The sequence below is a fragment of the Pseudomonas citronellolis genome (assembly GCF_001586155.1).
GTDB classification, from domain to species: domain Bacteria; phylum Pseudomonadota; class Gammaproteobacteria; order Pseudomonadales; family Pseudomonadaceae; genus Pseudomonas; species Pseudomonas citronellolis.
In genome coordinates this window covers 1,515,569-1,541,123 of sequence record NZ_CP014158.1, presented here as the reverse complement: position 1 = coordinate 1,541,123, position 25,555 = coordinate 1,515,569, and the positions used below count along the sequence as shown (strand labels likewise).

25 protein-coding genes are annotated in these 25,555 nt (G+C 68.2%); 16 read left to right on the top strand and 9 right to left on the bottom strand.

Features of this window, described 5'->3' with window-relative positions; translation table 11 throughout:
• Positions 1-35: 35 nt before the first annotated feature.
• The 10 genes from PcP3B5_RS06990 (at position 36) to PcP3B5_RS06945 (ending at position 7,386) form a co-directional block, all read left to right on the top strand.
• Entirely contained in the window at positions 36-281 is a 246-nt protein-coding gene (locus PcP3B5_RS06990) for a type II toxin-antitoxin system CcdA family antitoxin (RefSeq protein ID WP_043272502.1), read from the top strand.
• Entirely contained in the window at positions 281-592 is a 312-nt protein-coding gene (locus tag PcP3B5_RS06985; RefSeq protein WP_061560885.1) for a CcdB family protein, read from the top strand. Before PcP3B5_RS06990 ends, PcP3B5_RS06985 begins: the two co-directional genes overlap by 1 nt.
• Positions 593-635: 43 nt before the next feature.
• Positions 636-1,220 carry an electron transport complex subunit RsxA gene (rsxA, locus tag PcP3B5_RS06980; protein ID WP_043315811.1) on the top strand — a complete coding sequence of 195 codons (585 nt, stop codon included), beginning with the start codon at positions 636-638 and terminating at the stop codon, positions 1,218-1,220.
• On the top strand, positions 1,217-1,783 hold the full coding sequence (gene rsxB / locus PcP3B5_RS06975; RefSeq protein WP_061560884.1) for an electron transport complex subunit RsxB: 567 nt from the start codon (positions 1,217-1,219) through the stop codon (positions 1,781-1,783). The genes rsxA and rsxB overlap by 4 nt, the downstream gene beginning before the upstream one ends.
• A complete protein-coding gene (gene rsxC / locus PcP3B5_RS06970; RefSeq protein WP_061560883.1) occupies positions 1,780-4,077 on the top strand; it encodes an electron transport complex subunit RsxC in 2,298 nt (765 codons plus the stop codon). The genes rsxB and rsxC overlap by 4 nt, the downstream gene beginning before the upstream one ends.
• 2 nt (positions 4,078-4,079) lie before the next feature.
• Entirely contained in the window at positions 4,080-5,117 is a 1,038-nt protein-coding gene (locus PcP3B5_RS06965) for an RnfABCDGE type electron transport complex subunit D (RefSeq protein ID WP_061560882.1), read from the top strand.
• 1 nt (position 5,118) lies between these two features.
• Positions 5,119-5,763: an electron transport complex subunit RsxG gene (gene rsxG, locus PcP3B5_RS06960; protein ID WP_061560881.1), complete on the top strand. Its 645-nt coding sequence runs from the start codon at positions 5,119-5,121 to the stop codon at positions 5,761-5,763.
• Positions 5,756-6,463, top strand: coding sequence for an electron transport complex subunit E (locus tag PcP3B5_RS06955; RefSeq protein ID WP_043272495.1), 708 nt, complete (start codon positions 5,756-5,758; stop codon positions 6,461-6,463). Before rsxG ends, PcP3B5_RS06955 begins: the two co-directional genes overlap by 8 nt.
• Entirely contained in the window at positions 6,460-7,098 is a 639-nt protein-coding gene (gene nth / locus PcP3B5_RS06950) for an endonuclease III (RefSeq protein WP_009620729.1), read from the top strand. The genes PcP3B5_RS06955 and nth overlap by 4 nt, the downstream gene beginning before the upstream one ends.
• Positions 7,099-7,206: 108 nt before the next feature.
• Positions 7,207-7,386, top strand: a complete 180-nt coding sequence (locus PcP3B5_RS06945; RefSeq protein WP_009620730.1) for a PA3496 family putative envelope integrity protein — start codon at positions 7,207-7,209, stop codon at positions 7,384-7,386.
• Between the two features lie 528 nt (positions 7,387-7,914).
• Here the strand turns inward: PcP3B5_RS06945 and gloA are convergent.
• The 3 genes from gloA to PcP3B5_RS06930 form a co-directional block, all read right to left on the bottom strand.
• A complete protein-coding gene (gloA, locus tag PcP3B5_RS06940) occupies positions 7,915-8,307 on the bottom strand; it encodes a lactoylglutathione lyase (protein ID WP_009618415.1) in 393 nt (130 codons plus the stop codon).
• Between the two features lie 84 nt (positions 8,308-8,391).
• The gene (locus PcP3B5_RS06935) at positions 8,392-9,609 is read right to left on the bottom strand and encodes an argininosuccinate synthase (protein ID WP_061560880.1); all 1,218 of its coding nucleotides are present in this window, start codon (positions 9,607-9,609) and stop codon (positions 8,392-8,394) included.
• 117 nt (positions 9,610-9,726) lie between these two features.
• A complete protein-coding gene (locus PcP3B5_RS06930) occupies positions 9,727-10,728 on the bottom strand; it encodes a flagellar protein MotY (RefSeq protein ID WP_061560879.1) in 1,002 nt (333 codons plus the stop codon).
• 141 nt (positions 10,729-10,869) lie between these two features.
• On the opposite strand from PcP3B5_RS06930, the gene pyrC reads away from it, so the two are divergent.
• The 4 genes from pyrC (at position 10,870) to bfrB (ending at position 13,914) form a co-directional block, all read left to right on the top strand.
• Positions 10,870-11,916 carry a dihydroorotase gene (gene pyrC, locus PcP3B5_RS06925; protein WP_061560878.1) on the top strand — a complete coding sequence of 349 codons (1,047 nt, stop codon included), beginning with the start codon at positions 10,870-10,872 and terminating at the stop codon, positions 11,914-11,916.
• On the top strand, positions 11,913-12,587 hold the full coding sequence (gene rnt, locus PcP3B5_RS06920) for a ribonuclease T (protein ID WP_009618408.1): 675 nt from the start codon (positions 11,913-11,915) through the stop codon (positions 12,585-12,587). The genes pyrC and rnt overlap by 4 nt, the downstream gene beginning before the upstream one ends.
• 427 nt (positions 12,588-13,014) lie before the next feature.
• Positions 13,015-13,230 carry a bacterioferritin-associated ferredoxin gene (locus PcP3B5_RS06915; RefSeq protein WP_009618406.1) on the top strand — a complete coding sequence of 72 codons (216 nt, stop codon included), beginning with the start codon at positions 13,015-13,017 and terminating at the stop codon, positions 13,228-13,230.
• A gap of 207 nt (positions 13,231-13,437) precedes the next feature.
• Positions 13,438-13,914 carry a bacterioferritin BfrB gene (gene bfrB / locus PcP3B5_RS06910; RefSeq protein ID WP_009618404.1) on the top strand — a complete coding sequence of 159 codons (477 nt, stop codon included), beginning with the start codon at positions 13,438-13,440 and terminating at the stop codon, positions 13,912-13,914.
• Positions 13,915-13,954: 40 nt separating this feature from the next.
• Here the strand turns inward: bfrB and PcP3B5_RS06905 are convergent, their stop codons facing one another.
• The 4 genes from PcP3B5_RS06905 to PcP3B5_RS06890 form a co-directional block, all read right to left on the bottom strand.
• A complete protein-coding gene (locus PcP3B5_RS06905; RefSeq protein WP_061560877.1) occupies positions 13,955-15,115 on the bottom strand; it encodes an MFS transporter in 1,161 nt (386 codons plus the stop codon).
• 79 nt (positions 15,116-15,194) lie between these two features.
• Complete coding sequence (gene grxD / locus PcP3B5_RS06900; RefSeq protein ID WP_058070522.1) at positions 15,195-15,521, bottom strand: Grx4 family monothiol glutaredoxin; 327 nt, start codon at positions 15,519-15,521, stop codon at positions 15,195-15,197.
• 103 nt (positions 15,522-15,624) lie between these two features.
• A complete protein-coding gene (locus PcP3B5_RS06895; protein WP_061560876.1) occupies positions 15,625-17,718 on the bottom strand; it encodes a molybdopterin oxidoreductase family protein in 2,094 nt (697 codons plus the stop codon).
• Positions 17,719-17,915: 197 nt separating this feature from the next.
• Positions 17,916-18,350: a hypothetical protein gene (locus tag PcP3B5_RS06890; protein ID WP_009618388.1), complete on the bottom strand. Its 435-nt coding sequence runs from the start codon at positions 18,348-18,350 to the stop codon at positions 17,916-17,918.
• A gap of 326 nt (positions 18,351-18,676) precedes the next feature.
• On the opposite strand from PcP3B5_RS06890, the gene argF reads away from it, so the two are divergent.
• Complete coding sequence (argF, locus tag PcP3B5_RS06885) at positions 18,677-19,594, top strand: ornithine carbamoyltransferase (protein WP_009618386.1); 918 nt, start codon at positions 18,677-18,679, stop codon at positions 19,592-19,594.
• 126 nt (positions 19,595-19,720) lie between these two features.
• Positions 19,721-20,794, top strand: coding sequence for an ABC transporter ATP-binding protein (locus tag PcP3B5_RS06880; RefSeq protein ID WP_061560875.1), 1,074 nt, complete (start codon positions 19,721-19,723; stop codon positions 20,792-20,794).
• Between the two features lie 636 nt (positions 20,795-21,430).
• Here the strand turns inward: PcP3B5_RS06880 and PcP3B5_RS06875 are convergent.
• Positions 21,431-24,313, bottom strand: coding sequence for an HD domain-containing phosphohydrolase (locus PcP3B5_RS06875; protein ID WP_061560874.1), 2,883 nt, complete (start codon positions 24,311-24,313; stop codon positions 21,431-21,433).
• Complete coding sequence (locus tag PcP3B5_RS06870) at positions 24,310-25,119, bottom strand: substrate-binding periplasmic protein (RefSeq protein WP_237143074.1); 810 nt, start codon at positions 25,117-25,119, stop codon at positions 24,310-24,312. Before PcP3B5_RS06870 ends, PcP3B5_RS06875 begins: the two co-directional genes overlap by 4 nt.
• Between the last annotated feature and the right edge of the window lie 436 nt (positions 25,120-25,555).

Here is a 25,555-nt window from a genome sequence, read left to right as displayed (position 1 = left end):
CGCATAACCTATGCGCATCCGCCTCGGAGGTTCCCATGCACACGACCTACGATCCCCAAGCCCCGAAGAAAGCCACCAACCTCAGCCTGAACAGCGACCTGCTCAAGCAGGCCCGCGAGCTGGACGTGAACCTCTCGGCGGTGCTGGAGGAAGCGCTGGCCGACGTAGTGCGCGAACGCCTGCGGCAACGCTGGCTGGAACAGAACCGCCAGGCCATCGACGCCTACAATCAGCATGTGGACGGCGCCGGCGTGTTCGCCGACGACCTGCGGAGCTTCTGATGCCGCAGTTCGACCTGTACCGCAACCCCAGCCCGCGCAGCCGCGAGGACATCCCGCTGCTGCTGGATGTGCAGAGCGACCTGCTCGCCTCGCTGAACACCCGCGTGGTGATCCCGCTCAGCCGCGGCAAGGGCCTGGCCGGCATCGAGCGGCTGATGCCCGAGGTGACGGTGGGGGGCGAAACGCTGCTGCTGCTCACCCCGCAGATGGCCGGCATCGCCCGCCGCGAGCTGGGCGAGCCGGTGGGCAGCCTGGCGCACCTGCGGTTGGACATCATCGCCGCCATCGACCTGCTGATCACGGGAATCTGAGCATGCCCAAGCTCCGCCACCGCCCGGCCCGAGGCGCCCGGCCATGACCGAACTCGCCCTGATCCTGGTCAGCGCCATCCTGGTCAACAACTTCGTGCTGGTGCAGTTCCTCGGCCTGTGCCCGTTCATGGGCGTGTCGCGCAAGATCGAGACGGCCATCGGCCTGGCCCTGGCCACCACCTTCGTGCTGACCCTGGCCTCGATCTGCAGCTACATCCTGCAGCGCTACGTGCTGCGGCCGCTGGACCTGGAGTACCTGCGCACCATCGGCTTCATCCTGGTGATCGCCGTGGTGGTGCAGTTCACCGAGCTGCTGGTGAAGAAGAGCAGCCCGCTGCTGTACCGCGTGCTGGGCATCTTCCTGCCGCTGATCACCACCAACTGCATCGTCCTCGGCGTGGCCCTGCTCAACGCCAACAAGCCCGAGTACGGTTTCCTGCAGTCCAGCGTGCAGGGCTTCGGCGCCGGGCTGGGCTTCTCCCTGGTGCTGGTGCTGTTCGCCGCCCTGCGCGAGCGCATCGCCATCGCCGACGTGCCCAAGCCGTTCCAGGGCGCGGCCATCGGCATGATCACCGCCGGGCTGATGTCCCTGGCGTTCATGGGCTTCACCGGGCTGATCAAGCTATGACTGCCGTGCTGCTCGCGGTCGGTGTGCTGCTGGCCCTGTGCCTGGCCAGCGGCGCCCTGCTCGGCTACGCGGCGGTGCGCTACCGCGTCGCGGGCGAGCCGGTGGCCGAACAGGTTAACGACCTGCTGCCGCAGACCCAGTGCGGGCAATGCGGCTATGCCGGCTGCAAGCCCTACGCCGAAGCCATCGCCCAGGGCGATGCGATCAACAAGTGCCCGCCCGGCGGCAGCACCACCATCGCCGCCCTCGCCGACCTGCTCGACGTCGAGGCGCCGCCCCTGGACGCGCCGGAGGAAACCCCGCCGCGCGTGGCCTTCATCCGCGAGGCCGAGTGCATCGGCTGCACCAAGTGCATCCAGGCCTGCCCGGTGGACGCCATCGTCGGCGCCGCGCGGCAGATGCACACGGTGATCGCCGCCGAATGCACCGGCTGCGACCTGTGCGTCGAGCCCTGCCCGGTGGACTGCATCGACATGCTCGACCTGGAAGTCGGCGTGCGCGACTGGAAATGGCCGCTGCCCGATGCCCGGCTGATCGCCAGCGACCGGGAGCAGGCCGCATGAACGCCAAGGCCTGGGACTTCCCCGGCGGCCTGTATCTGCCGCCCAACAAGGCGCAATCCACCGCCGGCCCCATCGTCCGGGCGCCGCTGCCCAGCCGGCTGATCCTGCCGCTGCAGCAACACACCGGCGCGCCGGCCCTGCTCTGCGTGGACGTCGGCGAGCGCGTGCTCAAGGGCCAGATGATCGCCAGCCCCGGCAGCGCCATCAGCGCCGCCGTGCATGCGCCGACCTCCGGCACGGTGGTGGCGATCGGCGAGCAGCCTTATCCACATCCCTCCGGCCTGCTGGCCGAAGCCATCGTCATCGACGCCGACGGACTGGACGAATGGGCGCCCTTGCAGCTCTGCCCCGACTACCGCCAGGAAAGCCCCGCCGCCCTGCTGGAGCGCATCCGCCAGGCCGGCATCGCCGGGCTCGGCGGCGCCGGCTTCCCCACCGCCGCCAAGCTGGCCGCCCGCGCCGCCGAAGACCTGCACACCCTGGTGATCAACGGCGCCGAGTGCGAGCCCTACATCAGCGCCGACGACATGCTGATGCGCGAACGCGCGGCCGAACTGGTGGAAGGCATCGAGATTCTCATCCACCTGCTGCAACCGCAGCAGGTGCTGCTCGGCATCGAGGACGACAAGCCCCAGGCCATCGAGGCCCTGCGCCAGGCCATCGGCGAGCGCGCCATCGAACTGCGGGTGGTCCCCACCAAGTACCCCTCCGGCGGCGAACGCCAACTGATCCAGCTGCTCAGCGGCCGCGAGGTGCCCAGCGGCGGTCTGCCGGCGGACATCGGCATGGTCTGCGTCAACGTCGGCACCGCCGTGGCGCTGCGCGACGCGCTGATCCTCGGGCGCCCGCTGATCTCGCGCATCACCACCCTGACCGGCGCCGCCCTCGCGCGGCCGATGAACGTCGAGGCACTGCTCGGCACGCCGGTGGGCGAACTGCTGGAATTCGCCGGGCTGGACCGCGGCCGGCTCGGCCGCCTGGTCATGGGCGGCCCGCTGATGGGCATCACCCTCGGCGACCTGCAGGCCCCGCTGATCAAAACCGCCAACTGTCTGCTGGCCGCGACCGCCGAGGAACTGCCGGCGCCGCCGCCGGCGCTGCCGTGCATCCGCTGCGGCGACTGCGCCCAGGCCTGCCCGGCCAGCCTGCTGCCGCAGCAGCTGTACTTCTTCGCCCAGGGCGACGACCACGAGCAGTTGCAGGCCTACAACCTGTTCGACTGCATCGAGTGCGGCGCCTGCGCCTACGTCTGCCCCTCCAGCATCCCGCTGGTGCAGTACTACCGCGCGGCCAAGGCGGACATCCGCGAACTGCAGCTGAAACAGCAGAAGGCCGAACACTCGCGCCTGCGCTTCGAGCACCGCCAGGAACGCCTGCGCCGCGAGGAGCAACGCAAGGCCGAGGAACGCCAGGCCCGCCTGGAACGCGCCGCCCGCGCCCGCGAAGCCCAGGCTGCCGCGCCAGTGGCGGAAGCACCGCAGTCGGTCATCGAACGGGTGAAGGCGGAGAAGGCCGTGGGCAACGCCGGCGCCGACCTCAAGCGGCTGAAGATCGAAGCCAGCATGGCCCGCGTCGCCCTGCAGAAGGCCGAGAAGCAACTGGCCGCCCACGACACCGAGCAACTGCGCGCCCAGGTCGAGACGCTGCGCCAGGCCGCCGAGCAGGCCCGCCAGGCCCTGGAAGCCGCCGAAGCCGAACCAGCCCCCGCCGCTCCCAAACCAGCGATCGGCGACGAAGCGGTCCTGAAGAAGGCGAAGATCGACGCCGCCATGGCCCGCGCCCAATTGAAGAAGTCCGAGAAAGCCTTTGGCGAAGCGCCAGACGAACAGCAGCAGGCCACCCTCGCCCAGCTGCGCGAAGCCGCCGAACGGGCCGAGCGTCACCTGGCGCAATTGCAGACAGCGCCCGAAGCCAAGGCGGAACCCGCCGGCGACGGCATGGCGAACCTGAAGAAGGCCAAGATCGCCCTGGTCACCCGCCGCGCCGAGCTGAGGAAAGCCGAGCAGGACGGTGCCGGCGATGCCGAACTGGCCCTGCTGCGCGAAGCCCTGGTCGAGGCCGAGCGCCAGCTGCACGCCGCCGAGGACGCCAGCGGCAAGCCGGCGCCGAACCTGCAACGCATCGACAAGCGCCCGGTGGACGCCGCCACTCGCGCCCTCAAGACCGAACTGGCCTACGCCCGCGCCGATCTCAAGAAGCTCGAACGCGAAGGCGCCGACGAAGCCCGCCTAACTGCCGCGCGCGAGCGCCTGGCGGCGGCGGAAAACGCGCTGGCCGCGCGCGATACGGAGTGACCATGGCCCTGCCGCGTTTTTCCTCGCCCCACGCCACCGGCGCCAATCGCACGCAGAAGGTCATGCTGCAGGTGCTAGCCGCGCTGGCCCCGGGCGCCCTGGCGCTGATCGCCTTGTACGGCGTCGGCCCGCTGTTCAACCTGCTCTGGTGCAGCGCCGTGGCCCTGGGCACCGAAGCGCTGATGCTGCACCTGCGCAAGCGCCCGCTGGCGGTGTTCCTCAAGGACGGCAGCGCGCTGGTCACCGCCGTGCTCCTGGCCCTGGCCCTGCCGCCCTACGCGCCCTGGTGGCTGAGCCTGCTGGCTACTGCCTTCGCCCTGGTGTTCGGCAAGCACCTGTACGGCGGCCTCGGGCAGAACCCGTTCAACCCGGCGATGCTCGGCTACGTGGTGGTGCTGGTGTCCTTCCCCCTGGAAATGACGCGCTGGCCCAGCCCGGACGCCGGCCTCGGCCTGGTCGACGGCCTGTCGCGCATCCTCGGCCTGGGCGCGCCGCCGCCGGACGCCTGGGCCGGCGCCACCGCCCTGGACGTGCTGAAGAACAACCACAGCCTGACCATCGACGAGCTGCTGACGCAGAGCACGGCCTTCGGCCATGTCGGCGGGCGCGGCGTGGAACTGGTCAACCTGGCCTTCCTCGCCGGCGGCCTGTTCCTGCTCTGGCGCAAGCTGTTCACCTGGCATGCGCCGGTGGGCATGCTCGGCGGCCTGTTCGTCATGAGCCTGCTGTTCTGGAACGGCTCGGGCTCGGATTCCCACGGCTCGCCGCTGTTCCACCTGTTCAGCGGCGCGGCCATGCTCGGCGCGTTCTTCATCGTCACCGACCCGGTTTCCGGCGCCACCAGCAACCGCGGGCGCCTGGTGTTCGGCCTCGGCGTGGGCATCGTCACCTACGTGATCCGCGCCTGGGGCGGCTACCCCGATGGCGTGGCCTTCGCCGTGCTGCTGATGAACCTGGCCGCGCCGACCATCGACTACTACACCCGCCCGCGCACCTACGGGCACAAGAAGCCCAAGCGCGGCTTCAAGCTGGGGGAATGAGATGGCCGACAGCCGCCGTTCCATGTTGAAGAACGCCCTGCTGCTGGGGGCCTTCGCGGTGCTCTGCGTCGGCCTGGTGGCGGTGGTTCACCAGTTCACCCAGGCGCGCATCGAGCAGGCCCAGCGCGAGGCGCGCGGGCGCCTGCTGCTGGAGCTGCTGCCGCCGGGCAGCTACGACAACCACCCGCTGGACGCCCCCGTCGAAGTCTTCGAGCCCAAGCTGCTGGGCAAGCCGCAGCCGGCCCAGGCCTTCGTCGCCCGCCTGCGGGGCCGCGCCACCGGCGTCATACTCCCGGCCACCGCGCCGGACGGCTACAGCGGCGCCATCGAGCTGCTGGTGGGGGTCAGCGCCGAAGGCCGCCTGCTCGGCGTGCGCGTGGTGGCGCACAAGGAAACCCCGGGCCTGGGCGACAAGATCGAGCCGGGCAAGAGCGACTGGCTGCACGGCTTCGACGGCCGCTCCCTGGCCGACCCGGACGAGGCCGGCTGGAAGGTGAAGAAGGACGGCGGCCGGTTCGACCAGTTCGCCGGCGCCACCGTCACCCCGCGCGCCGTGGTCAAGGCCACGCACAAGGCGCTGCAGTATTTCGATGCGCACAAGGCCGCGCTGCTGGCGCCGGCGGCCGGAGGCGAACAACATGAATAGCTACCGCGAAATCGCCCGCCAGGGCCTGTGGCGGAACAACCCCGGGCTGGTCCAGCTGCTGGGCCTGTGCCCGCTGCTGGGCACCAGCAACTCCATGGTCAACGCCCTGGGCCTGGGCCTGGCGACCATCTTCGTGCTGGCCTGCTCCAACGCCGCCATCTCCGCGACACGGCGCTGGGTCGGCGAGGCGGTGCGGCTGCCGGTGTTCGTGCTGATCATCGCCGCGCTGACCACCTGCATCGAACTGCTGATGCAGGCCTGGACCTACGAGCTGTACCAGATCCTCGGCATCTTCATCCCGCTGATCACCACCAACTGCGTGATCCTCGGCCGCGCCGAGGCCTTCGCTGCGCGCAACGGCGTGGCCCGCGCGGCCTTCGACGGCCTGATGACCGGCACCGGCTTCGCCCTGGTGCTGCTGGTGCTGGGCACCTTGCGCGAACTCATCGGCCACGGCACCCTGCTGGCCGACATGAACCTGCTGTTCGGTCCGGCCGCCGCCGGCTGGAAGCTGCAGATAGCCGATTACCAGGGCTTCCTGCTCGCCGTGCTGCCGCCCGGCGCCTTCCTCCTGCTGGGCCTGCTGATAGCCCTGAAGAACCGTATCGATGAAAGCCTGGCGGAACGCGCCAAGGCGCAGGCGGGCAACGTACCCGCCGCAGAGCGCCAGCGCGTCCGCGTGACCGGAGTGATCGAATGAATGCCGCCAAGCGCGCGGAGATTTTCCGCCGACTGCGAGAAGACAACCCCGACCCCAAGACCGAGCTGGCCTACGACTCGCCCTTCGAGTTGCTCATCGCGGTGATCCTCTCCGCCCAGGCCACCGACGTCGGGGTGAACAAGGCCACGGCCAAGCTCTACCCGGTGGCCAACACCCCCGAAGCCATCTACGCCCTGGGCGTGGACGGGCTGTCGGAGTACATCAAGACCATCGGCCTGTACAACAGCAAGGCGAAGAACGTCATCGAGACCTGCCGCATCCTCATCGAGAAACACGGCAGCAAGGTGCCGGAGAACCGCGAGGACCTGGAGGCCCTGCCCGGCGTCGGGCGCAAGACCGCCAACGTGGTGCTCAACACCGCCTTCCGCCAGTTGGCCATGGCGGTGGACACGCATATTTTCCGCGTCGCCAACCGCACCAACATCGCGCCGGGGAAGAACGTCCTGGAGGTGGAACGCAAGCTGCTCAAGTTCGTGCCCAGGGAATACCTGCTGGACGCCCACCACTGGCTGATCCTGCATGGCCGCTACGTCTGCAAGGCGCGCAAGCCGCAGTGCGGCAGCTGCCGCATCGAGGACCTGTGCGAGTACAAGCACAAGACTTCCGACGATTGAGCGCTATCGTCAAAAGCATCGCCGCTCATTGAAAAAATCTTTTTTACCGCCCCGAGCTTTGTCGCTATAAGGGGCGCCAAGCACACCCCGCACGTTGGAGTGATCGTTATGGCCGATAAAGAAGATCTCGAGCTCGAAGACGAAGTGAGCACCGACGATGCCGACGACAGCGTCGAAGCCGTCGTCGAAGTCGCCAAGACCAACCTCACTAAGCGCCGCATCATCGACAACTACCTCGAAGAGCGCCGCCTGCAGCGCCAGCTGTCGGACTACGATTTCGACCTCTGAACCTTGCGCCCAAGCTGAAAAAAGCCCCGCACTTGGCGGGGCTTCGTTTTTCTGGCGCGGCCATGGCGCCTGATCCTGGCTCCGCCCCCTCGCCCCAGCCCTCTGGCTGTTCGTGCCTCCGGGGCGTGCGGCGTGGCCGGTGAGCCCAATCGCGGACAAAGTCCGCTCCTACGCCCGTGCCTCCCTGAACCTTAGGCTTACGCCGAGGTGCTTTTCGTAGGATGGGTTGAGCTTGCGATACCCATGCTGCCATGGTGATGGGTATCGCTCCGCTCAACGCCATCCTACGAAAATCCGCGCTTCCTGGAGTCCGCTCCTACGTCCGCGCCTCCCTGAACCTTAAGCTTACGCCGAGGGGCTCCTCGTAGGATGGGTTGAGCTTGCGATACCCATGCTGCCGTGGTGATGGGTATCGCTCCGCTCAACGCCATCCTACGAAAAGCCGCGTTTCCTGGAGTCGTAGGAGCGGACTCCGTCCGCGATTCGGCGGATAACGCCGTAGCCGTGGCGGGGCTTCGTCTTTCCGGCTCAGTCCTTGCGCTGCGGCGACAGCAGCTCGATCTTGTAGCCGTCCGGGTCCTCGACGAAGGCCAGGATGCTGGTGCCGTGCTTCATCGGGCCCGGCTCGCGGGTGATCTTGCCGCCGCGCGAGCGGATGTCCTCGCAGGCCTTGTAGACGTCGTCCACTTCCAGGGCGATGTGGCCGTAGCCGGTGCCCAGCTCGTACTTGTCCACACCCCAGTTGTAGGTCAGCTCGATGACGCTGTTCTCGTCCTCGGCGCCGTAGCCGACGAAGGCCAGGGTGAACTGGCCGTCCGGGTAGTCCTTGCGGCGCAGCAGGGTCATGCCCAGGACTTCGGTGTAGAAGGCGATGGACTTGTCCATATCGCCGACGCGCAGCATGGTATGCAGCAGTCTCATGGGGGTCGTTCTCCTCATCCGGCCCGTTTCGGGCGCATAAAAGCAAACCCCGGCTCGTGGCCGGGGCTTGTCTGGCTCAGCTTATCAGAACAGCTTGCGGCCCTTGTTCGCGGCGATGCGCATGCGCAGCGCGTTGAGCTTGATGAAGCCCGCGGCGTCGGCCTGGTTGTAGGCGCCGCCGTCTTCCTCGAAGGTCGCGATGTTGGCGTCGAACAGCGAGTCGTCGGACTTGCGGCCGACCACGATGACGTTGCCCTTGTACAGCTTCAGGCGCACCACGCCGTTCACGTACTCCTGGGAGGCGTCGATCATCTGCTGCAGCATCTCGCGCTCCGGGCTCCACCAGTAGCCGGTGTAGATCAGCTTGGCGTAGCGCGGCATCAGCTCGTCCTTCAGGTGAGCGACTTCGCGGTCCAGGGTGATCGACTCGATGGCGCGGTGGGCCTTGAGCATGATGGTGCCGCCGGGGGTCTCGTAGCAGCCGCGGGACTTCATGCCGACATAGCGGTTCTCGACGATGTCGAGGCGGCCGATGCCGTTGGCGCCGCCGATGCGGTTCAGCTCGGTCAGCACCTGCGCCGGGGTCATTTCCTTGCCGTCGATGGCGACGATGTCGCCCTTGCGGTAGGTCAGCTCGATGTAAGTCGCAGCGTCGGGGGCCTTCTCCGGGGAGACGGTCCACTTCCACATGTCCTCTTCGTGCTCGGTCCAGGTGTCTTCCAGCACGCCGCCCTCATAGGAGATGTGCAGCAGGTTGGCGTCCATGGAGTACGGCGACTTCTTCTTGCCGTGGCGCTCGATCGGGATGCCGTGGGTCTCGGCGTAGTCCATCAGCTTCTCGCGGGACAGCAGGTCCCACTCGCGCCAGGGGGCGATGACCTTGACGCCCGGCTTGAGCGCATAGGCGCCCAGTTCGAAACGCACCTGGTCGTTGCCCTTGCCGGTGGCGCCGTGGGAGATGGCGTCGGCGCCGGTCTCGTTGGCGATCTCGATCAGGCGCTTGGCGATCAGCGGACGGGCGATGGAAGTACCCAGCAGGTACTCGCCTTCATAAATGGTGTTGGCGCGGAACATCGGGAAGACGAAGTCGCGGACGAACTCTTCTCGCAGGTCCTCGATGTAGATTTCCTTCACACCCAGGGCCTTGGCCTTGGCGCGGGCAGGCTCGACCTCTTCGCCCTGGCCGAGATCGGCAGTGAAGGTCACCACTTCGCAGTTATAAGTATCCTGCAGCCACTTGAGAATCACCGAGGTATCCAGGCCACCGGAATACGCCAGGACTACCTTCTTCACGTCCGCCATGCCATCACTCCACGGGGGGTTGTCACGAAAACCCCCGATTCTACTGCCGCGCTTCAGGAAATTACAGAGGCGCGACAGCTTTTGACGACAAAGCGACAGATTCTATCGTGAGTGCGACTAGGCGCCGCGTGCTGGCGACTGGCCCGGCGGCGCCGAAGCCGGGGCATTGCCGGCCGGTGTCTTGGCCTGCGGGGCCGCGGGCGCAGGGGCTGGCGGCGCGGGCGGCGGCGCGCTGGGCGCGGCGGTGGGCGCCGGCGGTGTTTCCGGCACGGCCTCGCGGGACAGGTGCAGGGTCACCCGGCGGTTGCGCGCGCGGTTGGCCTCGGAGTTGTTCTTCACCAGCGGGTAGCGCTCGCCGTAGAAGCGCACGGTGATCTGCTCCTCGGGCACGCCGTGGGCCTTGAGGTACTCCATCACCGCCACCGCGCGGCGCCGCGAGATGTCGCGGTTGCTCAGGCGGTTGCCGCTGTTGTCGGAATGGCCGTCCAGCTCGATGCGGTTCACCGTCGGGTCGGCCTTGAGGTACTGCAGGACGATGTCCAGCTTGGCGCGGGCCACGGCGTCCAGGGCGTCGCCGCCGCCGGGGAAGCCGACCTGCGCCTGGCGCACCTGCTCGAAGTTCACCGGCAGCATCTTCGTCGAGCAATCCTGCAACTGCGCGTAGCCATCGGCGAAGCGCGCCGGCAGCAGGCGCACCCGCAGGTCCTGGCCACCCATGGCGCGCAGGCGCACCTCGGGGCTGCGCCCTTCCAGCACGCCATCGAGCAGGCGCCCGGCCTGCTGCTGGCTGCTGGTAAAGGGCACCTCGCCGGCGACCAGGGCCACCGAGCCCAGGTTGATGTCGCCCTGGGTCGGCCGCCACGGCGGCGCCGCCGCCAGGAGCGTCGCCGAGCCGCCGCCGGCCCAGTTGCGCTGCGGCTTGAGGCGGAAGGTCGGCTGCTCGCCGGCGCGCCAGACGAACTCGCCGACGCCGAAGCCGTCCACCTGTTGCGACAGGCGGCATTCGAACTGGTCGCCCGCCGCCGTCCAGCGCGCGTTCTCCAGGCGCGTCTGGAAGGTCAGCCCCCAGGCCGGCAGGCTGGCGCACAGGCCGAGCAGGAGAAAGTAGGAATGGCGCACGGACGGCTCCGGGTAATGCTGGAAAGTACCCAGGAGATATCGGACGGTCCCGGCGAAACTTGATAGCGAGTGCCGGCGGCGGGCTTTTCCGGTAGCATTTCCCCACTTCAATTCCGCTGCAAATCGTCCTCTGGTATCCCCATGTCCGACCGCCTGACCCTGCTGCGCCCCGACGACTGGCACATCCACCTGCGCGACGGCGCCGCCCTCGCCCAGACCGTCGGCGATGCCGCGCGCACCTTCGGCCGCGCCATCGTCATGCCCAACCTGGTGCCGCCGGTGCGCAACGCCGGCGAAGCCGACGCCTACCGCCAGCGCATCCTCGCCGCGCGCCCGGCCGGCAGCCGCTTCGAACCGCTGATGGTGCTCTACCTCACCGACCGCACCAGCGCCGAGGACGTGCGCAACGCCAAGGCCAGCGGCTTCGTCCACGCGGCCAAGCTGTACCCGGCCGGCGCCACCACCAACTCCGATTCCGGCGTGACCAGCATCGACAACATCTTCCACGTGCTCGAAGCCATGGCCGAGGTCGGCCTGCCGCTGCTGGTGCACGGCGAGGTGACCCGCGCCGAGGTGGACGTATTCGACCGCGAGAAGCGCTTCATCGACGAGCACCTGGCCCGCGTGGTCGAGCGCTTCCCGACGCTCAAGGTGGTGTTCGAGCACATCACCACCGGCGATGCGGCGCAGTTCGTCCTGGCCGCCCCGGCCAACGTCGGCGCCACCATCACCGCCCACCACCTGCTGTACAACCGCAACCACATGCTGGTCGGCGGCATCCGCCCGCACTTCTATTGCCTGCCGATCCTCAAGCGCAACGTGCACCAGGAAGCCCTGCTCGACGCCGCCACCAGCGGCAGCCCGAAGTTCTTCCTCGGCACCGACTCGGCGCCCCACGCCCGCCACGCCAAGGAAGCGGCCTGCGGCTGCGCCGGCTGCTACACCGCCTACGCCGCCATCGAGCTGTACGCCGAGGCCTTCGAGCAGCGCAACGCCCTGGACAAGCTGGAAGCCTTCGCCAGCTTCCACGGCCCGGACTTCTACGGCCTGCCGCGCAACGCCGACAGCATCACCCTGGTCCGCGAGGAATGGCAGGCGCCGGCCAGCCTGCCCTTCGGCGACCATGAGGTGGTGCCCCTGCGCGCCGGCGAAAAACTGCGCTGGCGCCTGCTGGAGGCCGGCGCATGAGCGAGGAGCATTACGAAGAGGAGTTCGACGGCAACTTCCCCCCCGGCCCGCGTCACCCCATGGCGCGCCGCTTCCGCGGCTACCTGCCGGTGGTGGTGGACGTCGAGACCGGCGGCTTCAACTGCGCCACCGACGCCCTGCTGGAAATCGCCGCGGTGACCATCGGCATGGACGAGAACGGCTACCTGTTCCCGGAACATACCCACTTCTTCCGCGTCGAGCCCTTCGAAGGCGCCAACATCGAGCCGGCGGCCCTGGAGTTCACCGGCATCAAGCTCGACCACCCGCTGCGCATGGCGGTGGCCGAGGAGCAGGCGCTCACCGAGATCTTCCGTGGCGTGCGCAAGTCGCTGAAGGCCAACGGCTGCAAGCGGGCGATCCTGGTCGGCCACAACAGCAGCTTCGACCTGGGCTTCCTCAACGCCGCGGTGAACCGCACCGGGATCAAGCGCAACCCGTTCCACCCCTTCTCCAGCTTCGACACCGCCACCCTCGCCGGCCTGGCCTACGGCCAGACGGTCCTGGCCAAGGCCTGCCAGGCCGCCGGCATGGAGTTCGACAACCGCGAGGCGCACTCGGCGCGCTACGACACCGAGAAGACCGCGGAGCTGTTCTGCGGGATCGTCAACCGCTGGAAGGAATGCGGTGGGTGGATGGAGGATGAGGACTGATCCTTGTTCTTGGCCCTTTGCTATGAGAAAGCCCCGCCGATGCGGGGCTTTTTTATTGGATCGATGCCTGGGGCTGTTCGTGCCACCGGGACGTCCGGCGTGGCCGGTGAACCCCATCGCGGACGGAGTCCGCTCCTACGCCCGTACCTCCCTGAACCTCAGGCTTACGCCGAGGTGCTCTTCGTAGGATGGGTTGAGCTTGCGAAACCCATGCAGTTGCGCTGATGGGTATCGCTTCGCTCAACGCCATCCTACGAAAAGCCATGCTTCCTGGAACCGTAGGAGCGGACTCCGTCCGCGATTGGGCCCTTCCGCCCCTTCAAAAGACCGTTCGTCGACACGCCAAAAAGTCTCTTCTCAAGCTTTGACAATCATTCTCATTAACATTAGTATCGACGCCAACAACCCCACACCAGTAGTGCCATCCATGTACGTCTGCCTCTGCCAAGGTGTTACCGATACCCAGATCCGCGACGCGATCTATGAGGGATGCTGCAGTTACCGCGAAGTGCGTGAAAGCACCGGCGTCGGCACTCAGTGCGGCAAGTGCGCCTGCCTCGCCAAGCAGGTGGTCCGCGAGACACTCGGCGACCTGCAGGGCGCGCAAACGATGAACTACTCGCTGGCCTATGCCGCCAGTTGAGCGATGCCGATTCGGCATACGCCAGAAGAACCGGGCCCAGGCCCGGTTTTTTTATGCCCGCAATTCAAGGATTTAGCGCCTAACTGCGGAATGAAAACATTCGTATTCATATTCCTTTTTATAACTAAATCAATAGCTTACGTTTGACATCCGGTTATAAGAGGGCGAAAATTCCAGTCCTACCCACTCCACACGGCAGGACTCGGCATGAAAGGCGACAAGAAAGTCATCCAGCATCTGAACAAGGTCCTCGGTAACGAGCTGATCGCCATCAACCAATACTTCCTGCACTCGCGCATGTGGAACGACTGGGGCCTGAAGCGCCTCGGCGCCCACGAGTACCACGAGTCGATCGACGAGATGAAGCATGCGGACAAGCTCATCGAACGCATCCTCTTCCTCGAGGGCCTGCCCAACCTGCAGGACCTGGGCAAGCTGCTGGTCGGCGAGAACACCCAGGAAATGCTGCAGTGCGACCTGAACCTGGAACTCAAGGCCGCGAAGGACCTGCGCGACGCCATCGTGCATTGCGAAAGCGTGCATGACTACGTCAGCCGCGACCTGCTCAAGAACATCCTCGAGTCCGAGGAAGAGCACATCGACTACCTGGAGACCCAGCTCGGCCTGATCCAGAAGGTCGGCCTGGAGAACTACCTGCAGTCGCACATGCACGAAGACGACTGACGGTTGCGGGCGCCGCCTCGCGCGGCGCCCCCGTTCTTCCCTACCCCGCCTGCTGCGGGCGGCGCACCAGGTGCGCCCAGAACAGCAGCCCCGCGCACAGCCCCACCACCACCAGCAACGCCTGGCGCAGGCCGATGTGCTCGGCCAGGATGCCGATCAGCGGCGGCCCCAGAAGCAGCCCGCCATAGCCGAACGACGCCACCGCCGCGACCCCGCTCGATGCCTCCACGCCCGGCCGGTTGCCGGCCGCGCCGATGAGGATCGGCACCACCACCGACAGCCCCAGGCCGACCAGGGCGAAGCCCGCCACCGACAGCTCGACGCGGCCGCCGAACAGCGCCAGCAGCATGCCGGCGATGGCCAGCAGGCTGAGCCCGCGCACCAGGGCGACGTCGGCGACGTGCACGCGCAACCGGTCGCCGAACAGCCGGCCGATCACCATGGTCGCCGAGAAGGCGGCGAAGCCTAGCGCGGCCATCCGCTCCGAAGCGCCCAGCACGCTATGCAGCAGCAGCGCGCTCCAATCCGCCACCGCGCCTTCGGAGACGAAGGCGCAGAGCGTCAGCAGCCCCAGGCCGACCAGCGCCGCCGGCGGCAGCCGGAGCCCCCGCCGGCGCGGTTGCGCGTCGGCCTGTGGTTCGCTGCGCCCTTCCAGCAGGCGCCGGCCGAATAGCGGCAGCGCCAGCAGCGCCAGCACGGCGAGCAGGCTGAAATGCCAGAACGGCGTGAGCCCCGCCAGCAAGGCCGCGCCCAGCGCGCCGAGCAGGCCGCCGAGGCTGTACATGCCATGCAGGCTGGACAGGCAGGGCCGGCCCAGCAGGCGCTCCACCTCCACCGCCTGGGTGTTCATCGCCACATCCAGGGTGGCGAAGGTCAGCCCTACCAGCAGCAGCGCGAGAGCCAGCGCCCACCAGCTCTGGCACAGCCCCAGCAGCGGGAACACCAGCAGCAGCGCCGCGGCGCTGGCCAGGGTCACCCGCCGGCTGCCGAGGCGCCGCACCAGGGAGCCGGCGAAGGAGAACGCCAGCAATGCGCCGAGCCCGGCGCCCAGCAGCGCCTGGCCCAGGCCCTGCTCGTCGACGCCGGCGAGGTTCTTCAGCGCCGGGATGCGCCCCATGGCGCTGCCATGCACCAGCCCGCCGGCGCCGAAGCAGAAGGCGCAGGCCCAGCGGGCCGCGCGGGCTCTCTTGCGGTCGTCCATCGGTTCGAATCCTTTCTCCGCACAAATGAAAAACCCCGCGCTGGCGCGGGGTTCTTCGCTACGGCGACTACGCCTGCGATCAGGCTTCGGCGTTGCCGACGGCCTGCTTGATCAGCGGCTGCAGTTCGCCCTTTTCGAACATCTCGACGAGGATGTCGCTGCCCCCGACCAGTTCGCCACCCACCCACAGCTGCGGGAAGGTCGGCCAGTTGGCGTACTTCGGCAGGTTGGCGCGGATTTCCGGGTTCTGCAGGATGTCGACGTAGGCGAATTTCTCGCCGCAGGCCATCAGCACCTGCGCAGCGCGGGCGGAGAAACCGCACTGCGGAGCGTTCGGCGAACCTTTCATGTACAGCAGGATGGGGTTGTTGGCGATCTGCTCTTTGATGGTATCGATGATGTCCATTGGCTAACCTCGGCTGAACTTCGCTACTGCCCGGCAATGCAGCCGGTACTTTGCCGACAGTGTACCGGAAAGCCGAGCACAGCGCTCGGCTTTGCCGCGCGCCTCAGGCCGCCTCCACCTCCACCGGCACGCCGTTGAGCGCGGCGTTGCCGGACAGCGCGTCGAGGTGGCGCTCGTCGGTCAGGTCGTTGGCGCTGGCGCCGCCCTGCTCGCTGGCGATGGCCAGTTGCACGCCGGGGCGCGCATGGCCCCAGCCGTGGGGCAGGCTGACCACGCCAGCCATCACCTCGTCGCTGGCCGCCACCTCGATCTCGACGCTGCCCACCCGCGAACGCACCCGCACCCGCTGGCCATCCACCAGGCCGCGGCTGGCCAGGTCCTGGGGGTGCATCAGCAACTGGTGGCGCGGCTTGCCCTTCACCAGGCGGTGGTAGTTGTGCATCCAGGAGTTGTTGCTGCGCACGTGACGGCGGCCGATCAGCAGCAACTGGCCCTCGGCCGGCGCCGGGGTGTCGGCGAAGCGCCCGAGGTCGGCGAGGAACAACGCCGGCGCGGCTTCCACCTGCCGGCTGGGGGTCTTCAGGCGCGCCGCCAGGTTCGGCCGCAGCGGGCCAAGATCCAGGCCATGGGGATGCTCGCGCAGGCGCGCCAGGCTGAGCTTGTGCTCGCTGGCATCGCCATAGGGACCGAAGCGCAGGCCCATGTCGATCATCTGTTCCGGCGCCACGGTCGGCTTCAGCTCGGTGCCCTGGCGCGCAGCATAGGCCTTGGCCAGGCCGACGAAGATCTCCCAGTCGTGCAGCGCGCCGGCGGGCCTGGGCAGCACCGCCTCGTTGAAGCGGGTGACGTTGCGCACCGCGAAGACGTTGAAGGTGCTGTCGTAGTGCTCGTGCTCCAGCGGCGCGGTGGGCGGCAGGATGAGGTCGGCGTAGCGCGTGGTCTCGTTGATGTAGAGGTCGATGGCGAGCATGAACTCCAGGCCGTCCAGGGCCTGCTCCAGGCGCCGCCCGTTGGGGGTGGAGAGCACCGGGTTGCCGGCCACGGTGATCAGCGCGCGGATCTGGCCCTCGCCCTCGCTGAGCATTTCCTCGGCCAGGGCCGCCACCGGCAGCTCGCCGCCGTACTCCGGCAGGCCGGACACCCGGCTGCGCCAGCGGCCGAAGGCGCCGCCGGAAGTGCTCGCCACCAGGTCCACGGCCGGCGTGGTGCAGAGGCTGCCGCCGACGCGGTCGAGGTTGCCGGTGACCAGGTTGATCAGTTGCACCAGCCATTGGCAGAGGGTGCCGAAGCGCTGGGTGGAAACGCCCATGCGCCCGTAGCACACCGCCTTGTCGGCGGCGGCGAAGTCCCGGGCCAGCTCGCGGATGCTCGCCACCGGCACGCCGCAGCGCTGCGCCATGGCCTCGACGCCGAAGGGCGCCAGCGCCGCGCGCACCTCCTCCAGCCCAACCACCGGCAGGTGGCTGGCGCGCCCCAGGTGCTCACCGAACAACACGTCGAGGATGCCCAGCAGCAGCGCCGCGTCCTGCCCCGGACGGATGAACAGGTGCTGGTCGGCCAGCGCCGCGGTCTCGGTGCGCCGCGGGTCCACCACCACCAGGCGGCCGCCGCGGGCCCTCAGGGCCTTGAGGCGTTTCTCCACGTCCGGCACGGTCATGATGCTGCCGTTGGAGGCCAGCGGGTTGCCGCCGAGGATCAGCATGAAGTCGGTGTGGTCGATGTCCGGGATGGGGATCAGCAGGCCGTGGCCGAACATCTGCTGGCTGACCAGGTGGTGCGGCAGCTGGTCCACCGAGGTGGCCGAGTAGCGGTTGCGCGTCTTCAACTGGCCGAGGAAGTAGTTGCTGTGGGTCATCAGCCCGTAGTTGTGCACGCTGGGGTTGCCCTGGTACACGGCCACCGCGTCGTTGCCGTGGCGCTCGCGGATCTCCGCCAGGCGCGCGGCGACCAGCTCGAAGGCCTCGTCCCAGGCGATCGGCTGCCACTCGCCGCCGACCCGCCGCATCGGCTGGCGCAGGCGGTCGGGGTCGTTCTGGATGTCTTGCAGGGCCACTGCCTTGGGGCAGATGTGGCCGCGGCTGAAGCTGTCCTGCGCATCGCCCTTGATCGACAGGATGCGCTGCTCCTCGGTTTCGATGGTCAGGCCGCAGATGGCCTCGCACAGGTGGCACGCACGGTGGTGGAGGGTCTTGCTCATGGCTCGCCTCTTGTTGTTGCGCCGGCCTTCATGGGCCGGTCGTTACCAGAGCGAGCACTATGGAACCGCGCCGCGGCGAACGCCACAAGCCTAAGTGCAGTGAATCGAGGGATATAGACGTGAATCGGGCCGGCACGAGGCCGGCCCTCCACCAGGGGACGACGGTCGGCAGAGGGGGGATGCCGACCGTGCCGGCATCAGCGGATGCCGGCGATGTTGCCTTTGTTGCCGGTGACCTTGACGTCGACCTTCTTGAACACGAAGTAGTCCTGTACCGACACCTCGTAGCGCGGCGCAACGATCAGGTCGGCGCCGGAGCTCTTGACGGCCTTGAAGGCCGCGGCGGACTTGACGCTGGACACCGGGTCGAAGGACAGCAGCGAGCCGCCGTCGGTGCCGCCGTAGGCCACGCCGTCGGCGAACTGGTTGTCGCCGCCGAACTTGAGGAAGCCGAACAGGATGTTCACCGAGGATTGGCCGGTGATCGGCTCGCCGACGCGGACGTCGGCCTTGAGGTCGGTGCTCACCACGCCATCCATGGGCGCCGACGGCTGGTTGACGTTGTAGCTGGTGCAACCGCTGGCGGTCACGATCACCGCTGCCAGGGCGGTGCTCATCCATAGTTTCTTCATTGAAAGCTTCTCCTAATGGCTTGTGCCGCCGGACTCGGCGGCGGCGAAAAACTATCAAGGGAGACGCGGGCATTTATGTAGTCCCGCTCGCCAGACCCAATAGGACCTTTCCGTTCGTTTGCGAAATGTTCCGAAACCCGCCGTCACCGGGCCCGGCGGGGCTCTCCGCGGCAAACTTGCGTGGATGCGTAATTTCCTTATAGGATCGCGTCTTCCCCCTAAATTTCCGCTGCATGCGGTCAGGCCGCAGGTTCAGTCCGTTTTTTCTCGAAAAGCCGGCCAGACCCTCGGTCGCAACTCTGAGAACAAGCAGTAGGTACTGAATCATGAGCGCAAGGCACTTCCTCTCGATGCTGGATTACACGACCGACGAACTCCTCGGTCTGATCCGCCGTGGCAGCGAGCTGAAGGACCTGCGCGACCGAGGCGTGCTCTACGAGCCACTGAAGAACCGCGTGCTGGGCATGATCTTCGAGAAGGCCTCCACCCGCACGCGGATCTCCTTCGAAGCCGGCATGATCCAGCTCGGCGGCCAGGCGATCTTCCTCTCCCCGCGCGACACCCAGCTGGGCCGCGGCGAACCCATCGCCGACGCGGCGAAGGTGATGTCGCGCATGGTCGACGCGGTGATGATCCGCACCTTCGCCCACAGCACCCTCACCGAGTTCGCCGCCAACTCCCGCGTGCCGGTGATCAACGGCCTGTCCGACGACCTGCACCCCTGCCAGTTGCTGGCCGACATGCAGACCTTCCACGAGCACCGCGGCAGCATCGCCGGCAAGACGGTGGCCTGGATCGGCGACGGCAACAACATGTGCAACAGCTACATCGAGGCGGCCATCCGCTTCGACTTCCAGCTGCGCGTGGCCTGCCCCGAAGGCTACGAGCCCAGCGCCGCGCTGCAGGAACTGGCCGGCGAGCGCGTGCGCGTGGTCCGTGACCCGCGCGAGGCGGTGGCCGGCGCGCACCTGGTAAGCACCGACGTCTGGGCCTCCATGGGCCAGGAAGACGAAGCCCAGGCGCGCCTGCGCACCTTCCGCCCCTACCAGGTGAGCCGCGAACTGCTCGACGGCGCCGCCGCGGACGTGCTGTTCATGCACTGCCTGCCGGCGCACCGTGGCGAGGAGATCAGCGAAGACCTGCTGGACGACCCGCGTTCGGTGGCCTGGGACCAGGCGGAGAACCGCCTGCACGCGCAGAAGGCGCTGCTCGAACTGCTGGTCGAGCACGCCCACTACGCCTGACCTTCACCCAGCCGCACGGCCCCGGCCCGCCGTGCGGCACGGGGTCGCCGCGTTCGCGCCGGCGAGTAATTCTCATTCGCCACGTGTAAACTCTCTGCCTCCGCTTCTTTCTCCACGGCCCGATCCATGACCCGACCGCTGTTGCTCGAACTCAGAAACCTCTCCTGTGGCTATGGGCAGCAGAGCGTGGTGCAGGATGTCAGCCTGCACCTGAACGCCGGCGACATCGGCTGCCTGCTGGGCCCTTCCGGCTGCGGCAAGACCACCACCCTGCGCGCCATCGCCGGGTTCGAGCCGGTGCAGGCAGGCGAGATCCACCTGGCCGGCGAGACCATCTCGCGCCCCGGCTTCACCCTGGCGCCGGAGAAGCGCCGCATCGGCATGGTGTTCCAGGACTACGCGCTGTTCCCGCACCTGACGGTGGAGGACAACGTCGCCTTCGGCATCCGCAAGCACCCCGAACGCCGTCGCATCGTCACCGAGCTGCTGGAACTGGTGAAGCTCGACAAGCTCGGCCGGCGCTACCCCCACGAGCTGTCCGGCGGCCAGCAGCAGCGCGTGGCCCTGGCCCGCGCGCTGGCCCCCGAGCCGCTGCTGCTGCTGCTCGACGAGCCCTTCTCCAACCTCGACGTGGAGCTGCGCCGCAAGCTCAGCCACGAGGTCCGCGAAATCCTCAAGGCGCGCGGCACCAGCGCCGTGCTGGTGACCCACGACCAGGAAGAGGCCTTCGCCGTCAGCGACCAGGTCGGCGTGTTCAAGCACGGTCACCTGGAGCAGTGGGACACTCCCTTCAACCTCTACCACGAGCCGCAGACGCCCTTCGTCGCCAGCTTCATCGGCCAGGGCTACTTCATCCGCGGGCAGATGCTCGACCCGGACAGCGTACAGACCGAACTGGGCGTGCTGCGCGGCAACCGCGCCTACAGCCTGCCCCAGGGCAGCGCGGTGGACGTGCTGCTGCGCCCGGACGACCTCGTCTACGCCCCCCAGGGCACCCTGAAGGCGCGCATCGTCGGCAAGTCGTTCCTCGGCGCGGCCACCCTGTACCGCCTGCAACTGGCCACCGGCACCCTGCTGGAGTCGATCTTCCCCAGCCATGCCGACCACCAGCCGGGCGATGAAGTCGGCATCGGCGTGGCCGCCGACCACCTGGTGCTGTTCCAGGCCGAGGGTAGCGTGGCGCTGGACTCGCCGCGCTGACGCCGCCCCGTTGTTCGTGCCGGTGAATCCCATCGCGGGCAGGGCCCGCTACAGGTTGCCGGGAAGCACGTAGGCGGACCTTGTCCGCGATAGCCGGACAATCCGGCGCGATTCGCGGATGAGATCCGCTCCTACGCTGCCCCACCCACGCCATTCCCATGTAGGAGCGCGCCCTGCGCGCGAATCGCGGGCAGGGCCCGCTCCTACAGGTTGCCGGGAAGCACAGTATTCCTCCCCCGGAGCGGACCTTGTCCGCGATAGCCGGACGATCCGGCGCGATTCGCGGATGAGATCCGCTCCTACGCTGCCCCACCCACGCCATTTCCATGTAGGAGCGCGCCCTGCGCGCGAATCGCGGGCAGGGCCCGCTCCTACAGGTTGCTGGGAAGCACGGTATGCCTCCCCCGTAGCGGACCTTGTCCGCGATAGCCGGACGATCCGGCGCGATTCGCGGATGAGATCCGCTCCTACGCAGCCCCACCCACGCCATTTCCATGTAGGAGCGCGCCCTGCGCGCGATTTCGCGGGCAGGGCCTCCTACAGGTTGCCGGGAAGCACGGCATGCCTCCCCCGTAGGAGCGGACTCTGTCCGCGATTCGGCGGATAACGCCGTAGTGATCAGCATTACGCCGCGGCTCAGGCCTTCTCCGCCTGCCCCGCCTCGACGATGGCCAGCACCGCCGCTTCGTCCACCACGTCCATCTGCTCCGGCCGCAGGAAGCGCTCGCCGTACTCGCGGTACACGCCGCTGGCCACGAACAGCCGGAACAGCCCCGCGTCCACATGACGGTCGCGGGCCATGCAGGCGAGGATCTTCAGCGACTCGGACAGCGTCTTCGGCGCCTTGTAGGGGCGGTCGGCGGCGGTCAGCGCCTCGAAGATGTCGGCAATGGCCATGATCCGCTCGGGAATGCTCATCGCCTCGCCCGACAGCCGCCGCGGATAGCCGGTGCCGTCCATCTTCTCGTGGTGGTTGGCGGCGATGGTCGGCACCCGGCGCAGGTGCCGGGGCAACGGCAGCGCGCTGAGCATCATCAGCGTCTGGACGATGTGCTCGTTGATCTTGAAGCGCTCCTCGTCGGTCAGGGTGCCGCGGCGGATGCCCAGGTTGTACAGCTCGCCGTAGTGGCTGGCGAAGGCCGGCAGGCGCATGTCGAAGCCCCAGGTGTTGCGCGGGTCGTCCTTGGCCACCGGCGGCTTGCGTTCGCCCCAGGGCACCTGGTGCGCGGGCTTGTCGGCCAGCAGGCGTTCCTCCGCCGGCAGCGGCTCGACCGGCGTCGCGGCCAGGCGCTCGGCCTCGTCGTGGGAAATGCCGATGCGGTCGTCGAAATGCCGCCACCAGCGGCGCTCGCCGATGCGCGCCAGGCGCTCGATGTCCTCGTCCTTCATGAACTCGCCGCCGACGTTGGCCTGGGCGACGAAAGCGAAGTCCTCGCGCAGCGCCTGCTGCTCGGCATCGCGCCGCTCGCGCAGCTGGCTTTCCTCGCCGCCCTCGGCGCGGCCGCGCCAGTAGCGGATGTCGGCGTCGCGCCAAAGCACCTCGAAGCGCATGCGGACTTCGTGCAGGCGGTTGTACAGGGTTTCCAGCTTGGTGGCCTTGTCCACCACGTACTCGGGGCTGGTGATCTTGCCGCAGTCGTGCAGCCAGGCGGCGATCTGGAATTCGTAGCGCTCGGCGTCGCTCATGGCGAAGGCCGCGTAGGGTCCATCGCGGTCGTCGATGGCCTTCTGCAGCAGCATGTCGGCCAGTTGCGGGACGCGCTCGCAGTGGCCGCCGGTGTAGGGGCTCTTGGCGTCGATGGCGTCGGCCAGCAGCTTGATGATGGCGTCCAGCAGGCGCTGCTGGGCCTCGATCAGCTGGCGCGTCTCGATGGCCACGGCGGCGGCGCCGGACAGCTCCTCGACGAAGCGTTTGAACGGCCGCCGCGGCGTGCGCCGGCGCTCGCCCTCCTCCTGCAGTTGCAGCACCAGGATGCCCAGCAGTTCCTCGCTGCGGTTGCGCAGCGGCACCTCCATGTGCCGGCCGCGGCCGCTCAGGGCCTGGTCCAGCAGGCTGGCCAACTGTGCCTCGTCGAAGCCCTCGATGAGCAGCGACTGTGGGTAGTGCTCGCCGTTCACCGCGCAGGCCTGCGCCAGGCGATTGTCCTGCTCCTGCAGCAGGTACACCGCGCCGCCCTGCACGCCGGTGGCCACCACCAGGCGCGACAGCACTTCGGCGAGCATGCTGTCCAGGCGCGTCTCACGGCTCAGGCTGAGGGTGATGCCCTGGAAGTTGTGGATGGTCCGCGACATGCCGCCGAGCACCCGGCTCAGCTCGCGCACCTCGCGGATCTTCGAGTCGACGCCCACCGGCCGGGCGAAGTCGAAGGCCGCCAGCGCCCCCACCTGGTCGGCCAGGGCCCGCAGCGGGCGGGCGATGCGCCGGCCGATCAGCCAGCCGAGCAGCAGCAGGGCCAGCAGCAGCGCGCCGCTCCAGGCGGCCTGGTGCAGCAGCATCTGCCGCGCGCCGGCCAGCAGTTCGTCGGCCGGGATGCCGATCAGCACCCGCGCCTGGCCGCTGGCGAAACTCACCAGCGGCACCCAGATGCCGTACCAGTCCTGGCCCGCCACCTGGTAGCGCTGCGGCGTGCCGGGCGGGCCACCGAGTTCGACCAGGCGCTCCAGGGCGGGCACGCCGAGTTCGTCGAGATGGGCCAGGCGCACTTCGTCGCCCCGGTGCAGCAGCAAACGCTCCAGGTCCGGGTAGGCGATCACCGTGTTCTGCGCGCCGAGCACCGCCAGCTCGGTGTTGGCGGTCTGGCGCAGGCCGCCCATCTCGGTGGCCAGGTCGTCCACCGAGGCGTCCATGCCGATCACCGCCGCGCCGTCGACGCTGCGCAGGGCCAGGGTCAGGCCGATCTCCTGGGTGGTGAAGAACACGTAGGGCTGCGTCAGCACCGTGCCCTTGCCGGCATAGGCGTCCTTGTACCAGGGGCGCTGGCGCGGGTCGTAGCGGTAGTCGGGGCGTTCCTGGCGCTGCAGCAGTTGCAGGCGCGCGTCGTAGAAGCGCCACTCGCCGACCAGCGCGCCCTGCTCGCCGAGGGTCTGGCTCTGCACCAGGTAGAAGGTCTTCTCCGGGGCCTTGAGCGCCTGCCGCGCCTTGGCCGTGCGCAGGGCGCGGATCAGCAGGAACTCGCCGTTCGGGTAGCCGACGTAGAGCGCGCTGAGGGTACGGTTGGCGCGCAGGTTCTCGGCCAGCATCGGCAGGCGTTCCAGGCGCGCCGGCAGGTTGTCGGTCTGCGAGATGCCGTCGTAGCTGAGCAGGCGCAGGGTGTTCTGCGCCGGGTCGAGCAGCCGGCGGATGCGCTCGTTGACCGTCACCCCGAGCTGCGCTGCGGATTCCCCCGCCGCCGTCACCAACGCCCCTTCCACGCCCCGGTAGCCCTGCACCAGCAGGGACACGGCCAGCACCAGCATGCTCAGGATGATGGCGCCGGTCACAAGGACCTGCAGGGGGATGCCGCGTTTGTCTGCCCTCATGGTGCCTCGTCCTGTCCGCCTTGCCCGTCGGGGGTCGGCCGGTAGCCGTTGTCGAGAAGCGCCGCGGCGACGTCCAGCGGCGCGTTGCGCAGGAAGATGCGGACCAGCGAGCCGTCCAGCCGCAGGTCCTCGAACAGGCGCTGCCACTGCGCGCTCTGCGCCGCGCTGAAGCGCCCGCGGGCCAGCACCAGGCTACGCGGCACGCCGGGCCCGCGGGCCACGTCGATGCCGCGGAAGCGGTGGCGCAGCGCCGGCTCGTGGAGCAGCCCGGCCAGGCTCAGTTCGTGGCCGATCAGCCCGTCCACCTCGCCGCCCAGCAGGGCGTTGAAGCAGGCCGTCTCGTCGACGTATTCGCGCACCCGCCCCTCGCTGCGCAGGATGCGCAGCATGGCGTCCAGGTAGGGGCCGTGGTTGTAGCCGGCGACCGCGCCCAGGCGCACGCCCGGCAGCGCGTGGAAGTCGTCCAGGCTGTGCAGGTCGGCGGATAGGTCCAGCGGCACGATCAGCCGTTCGCGCAGGCGCAGGTAGGGCACGAAGTAGGCGTAGCGGCGCTGCTCGACGGTGGCCACGGCGCTGGTGGCCATGTCCAGTTCGCCGCGCTGCAGGGCCGTCCAGATCTGCGCCCGCGGCCGCACCGAGACCTCGAAGGCGCAGCCGGTGCGACGCGCCAACTCCGCCACCAGGTCGGCGTCCAGGCCCTTGCCATCGTGGTAGAACACCTGGTTGCGGTAGAACGCCAGGCGCACCGGTTGCGCGCAGCCGTAGAGGTCATCCGCGACCGCGGGCGGACCCGCGCAGGCCAGCACGGCGAAAACCAGCCCGGTTCGCAAAACAGGGTGCACGACCATGAATCCGACCCATCCGTTGTGTCGGCCAGGGAGGAGCGCAACGACCTCTTCCGCGGCAGGAGAATTAGTAAGAAAGAGCTGTAGGAAAGTGTAATAGGAGGCTGGCCTTTTGCCGGAAAAACGCAGTTCGTCGGATTCCACCCCGGCGGCGGCGGGAAAACGCCCGACACAGGCTTGCGGCGGCCGAACCGTCCTGCTTAACTCTGGCCCATGCGTGACTCATCGGTCACGCATCACGTCCAAGAAGATTTTTTCCGCTCGGCACTTCTCGCCCAGCCTTTCCTACCTGCCTCGAAAGCCCCGCGCACGGCCCTCCCGAAGAGGTTCGGCGCTTCGCTTTTGCACTTATAAGCTGTTGAAAATAAAAGAAATATTAACTTTCGCCAGGTGACAT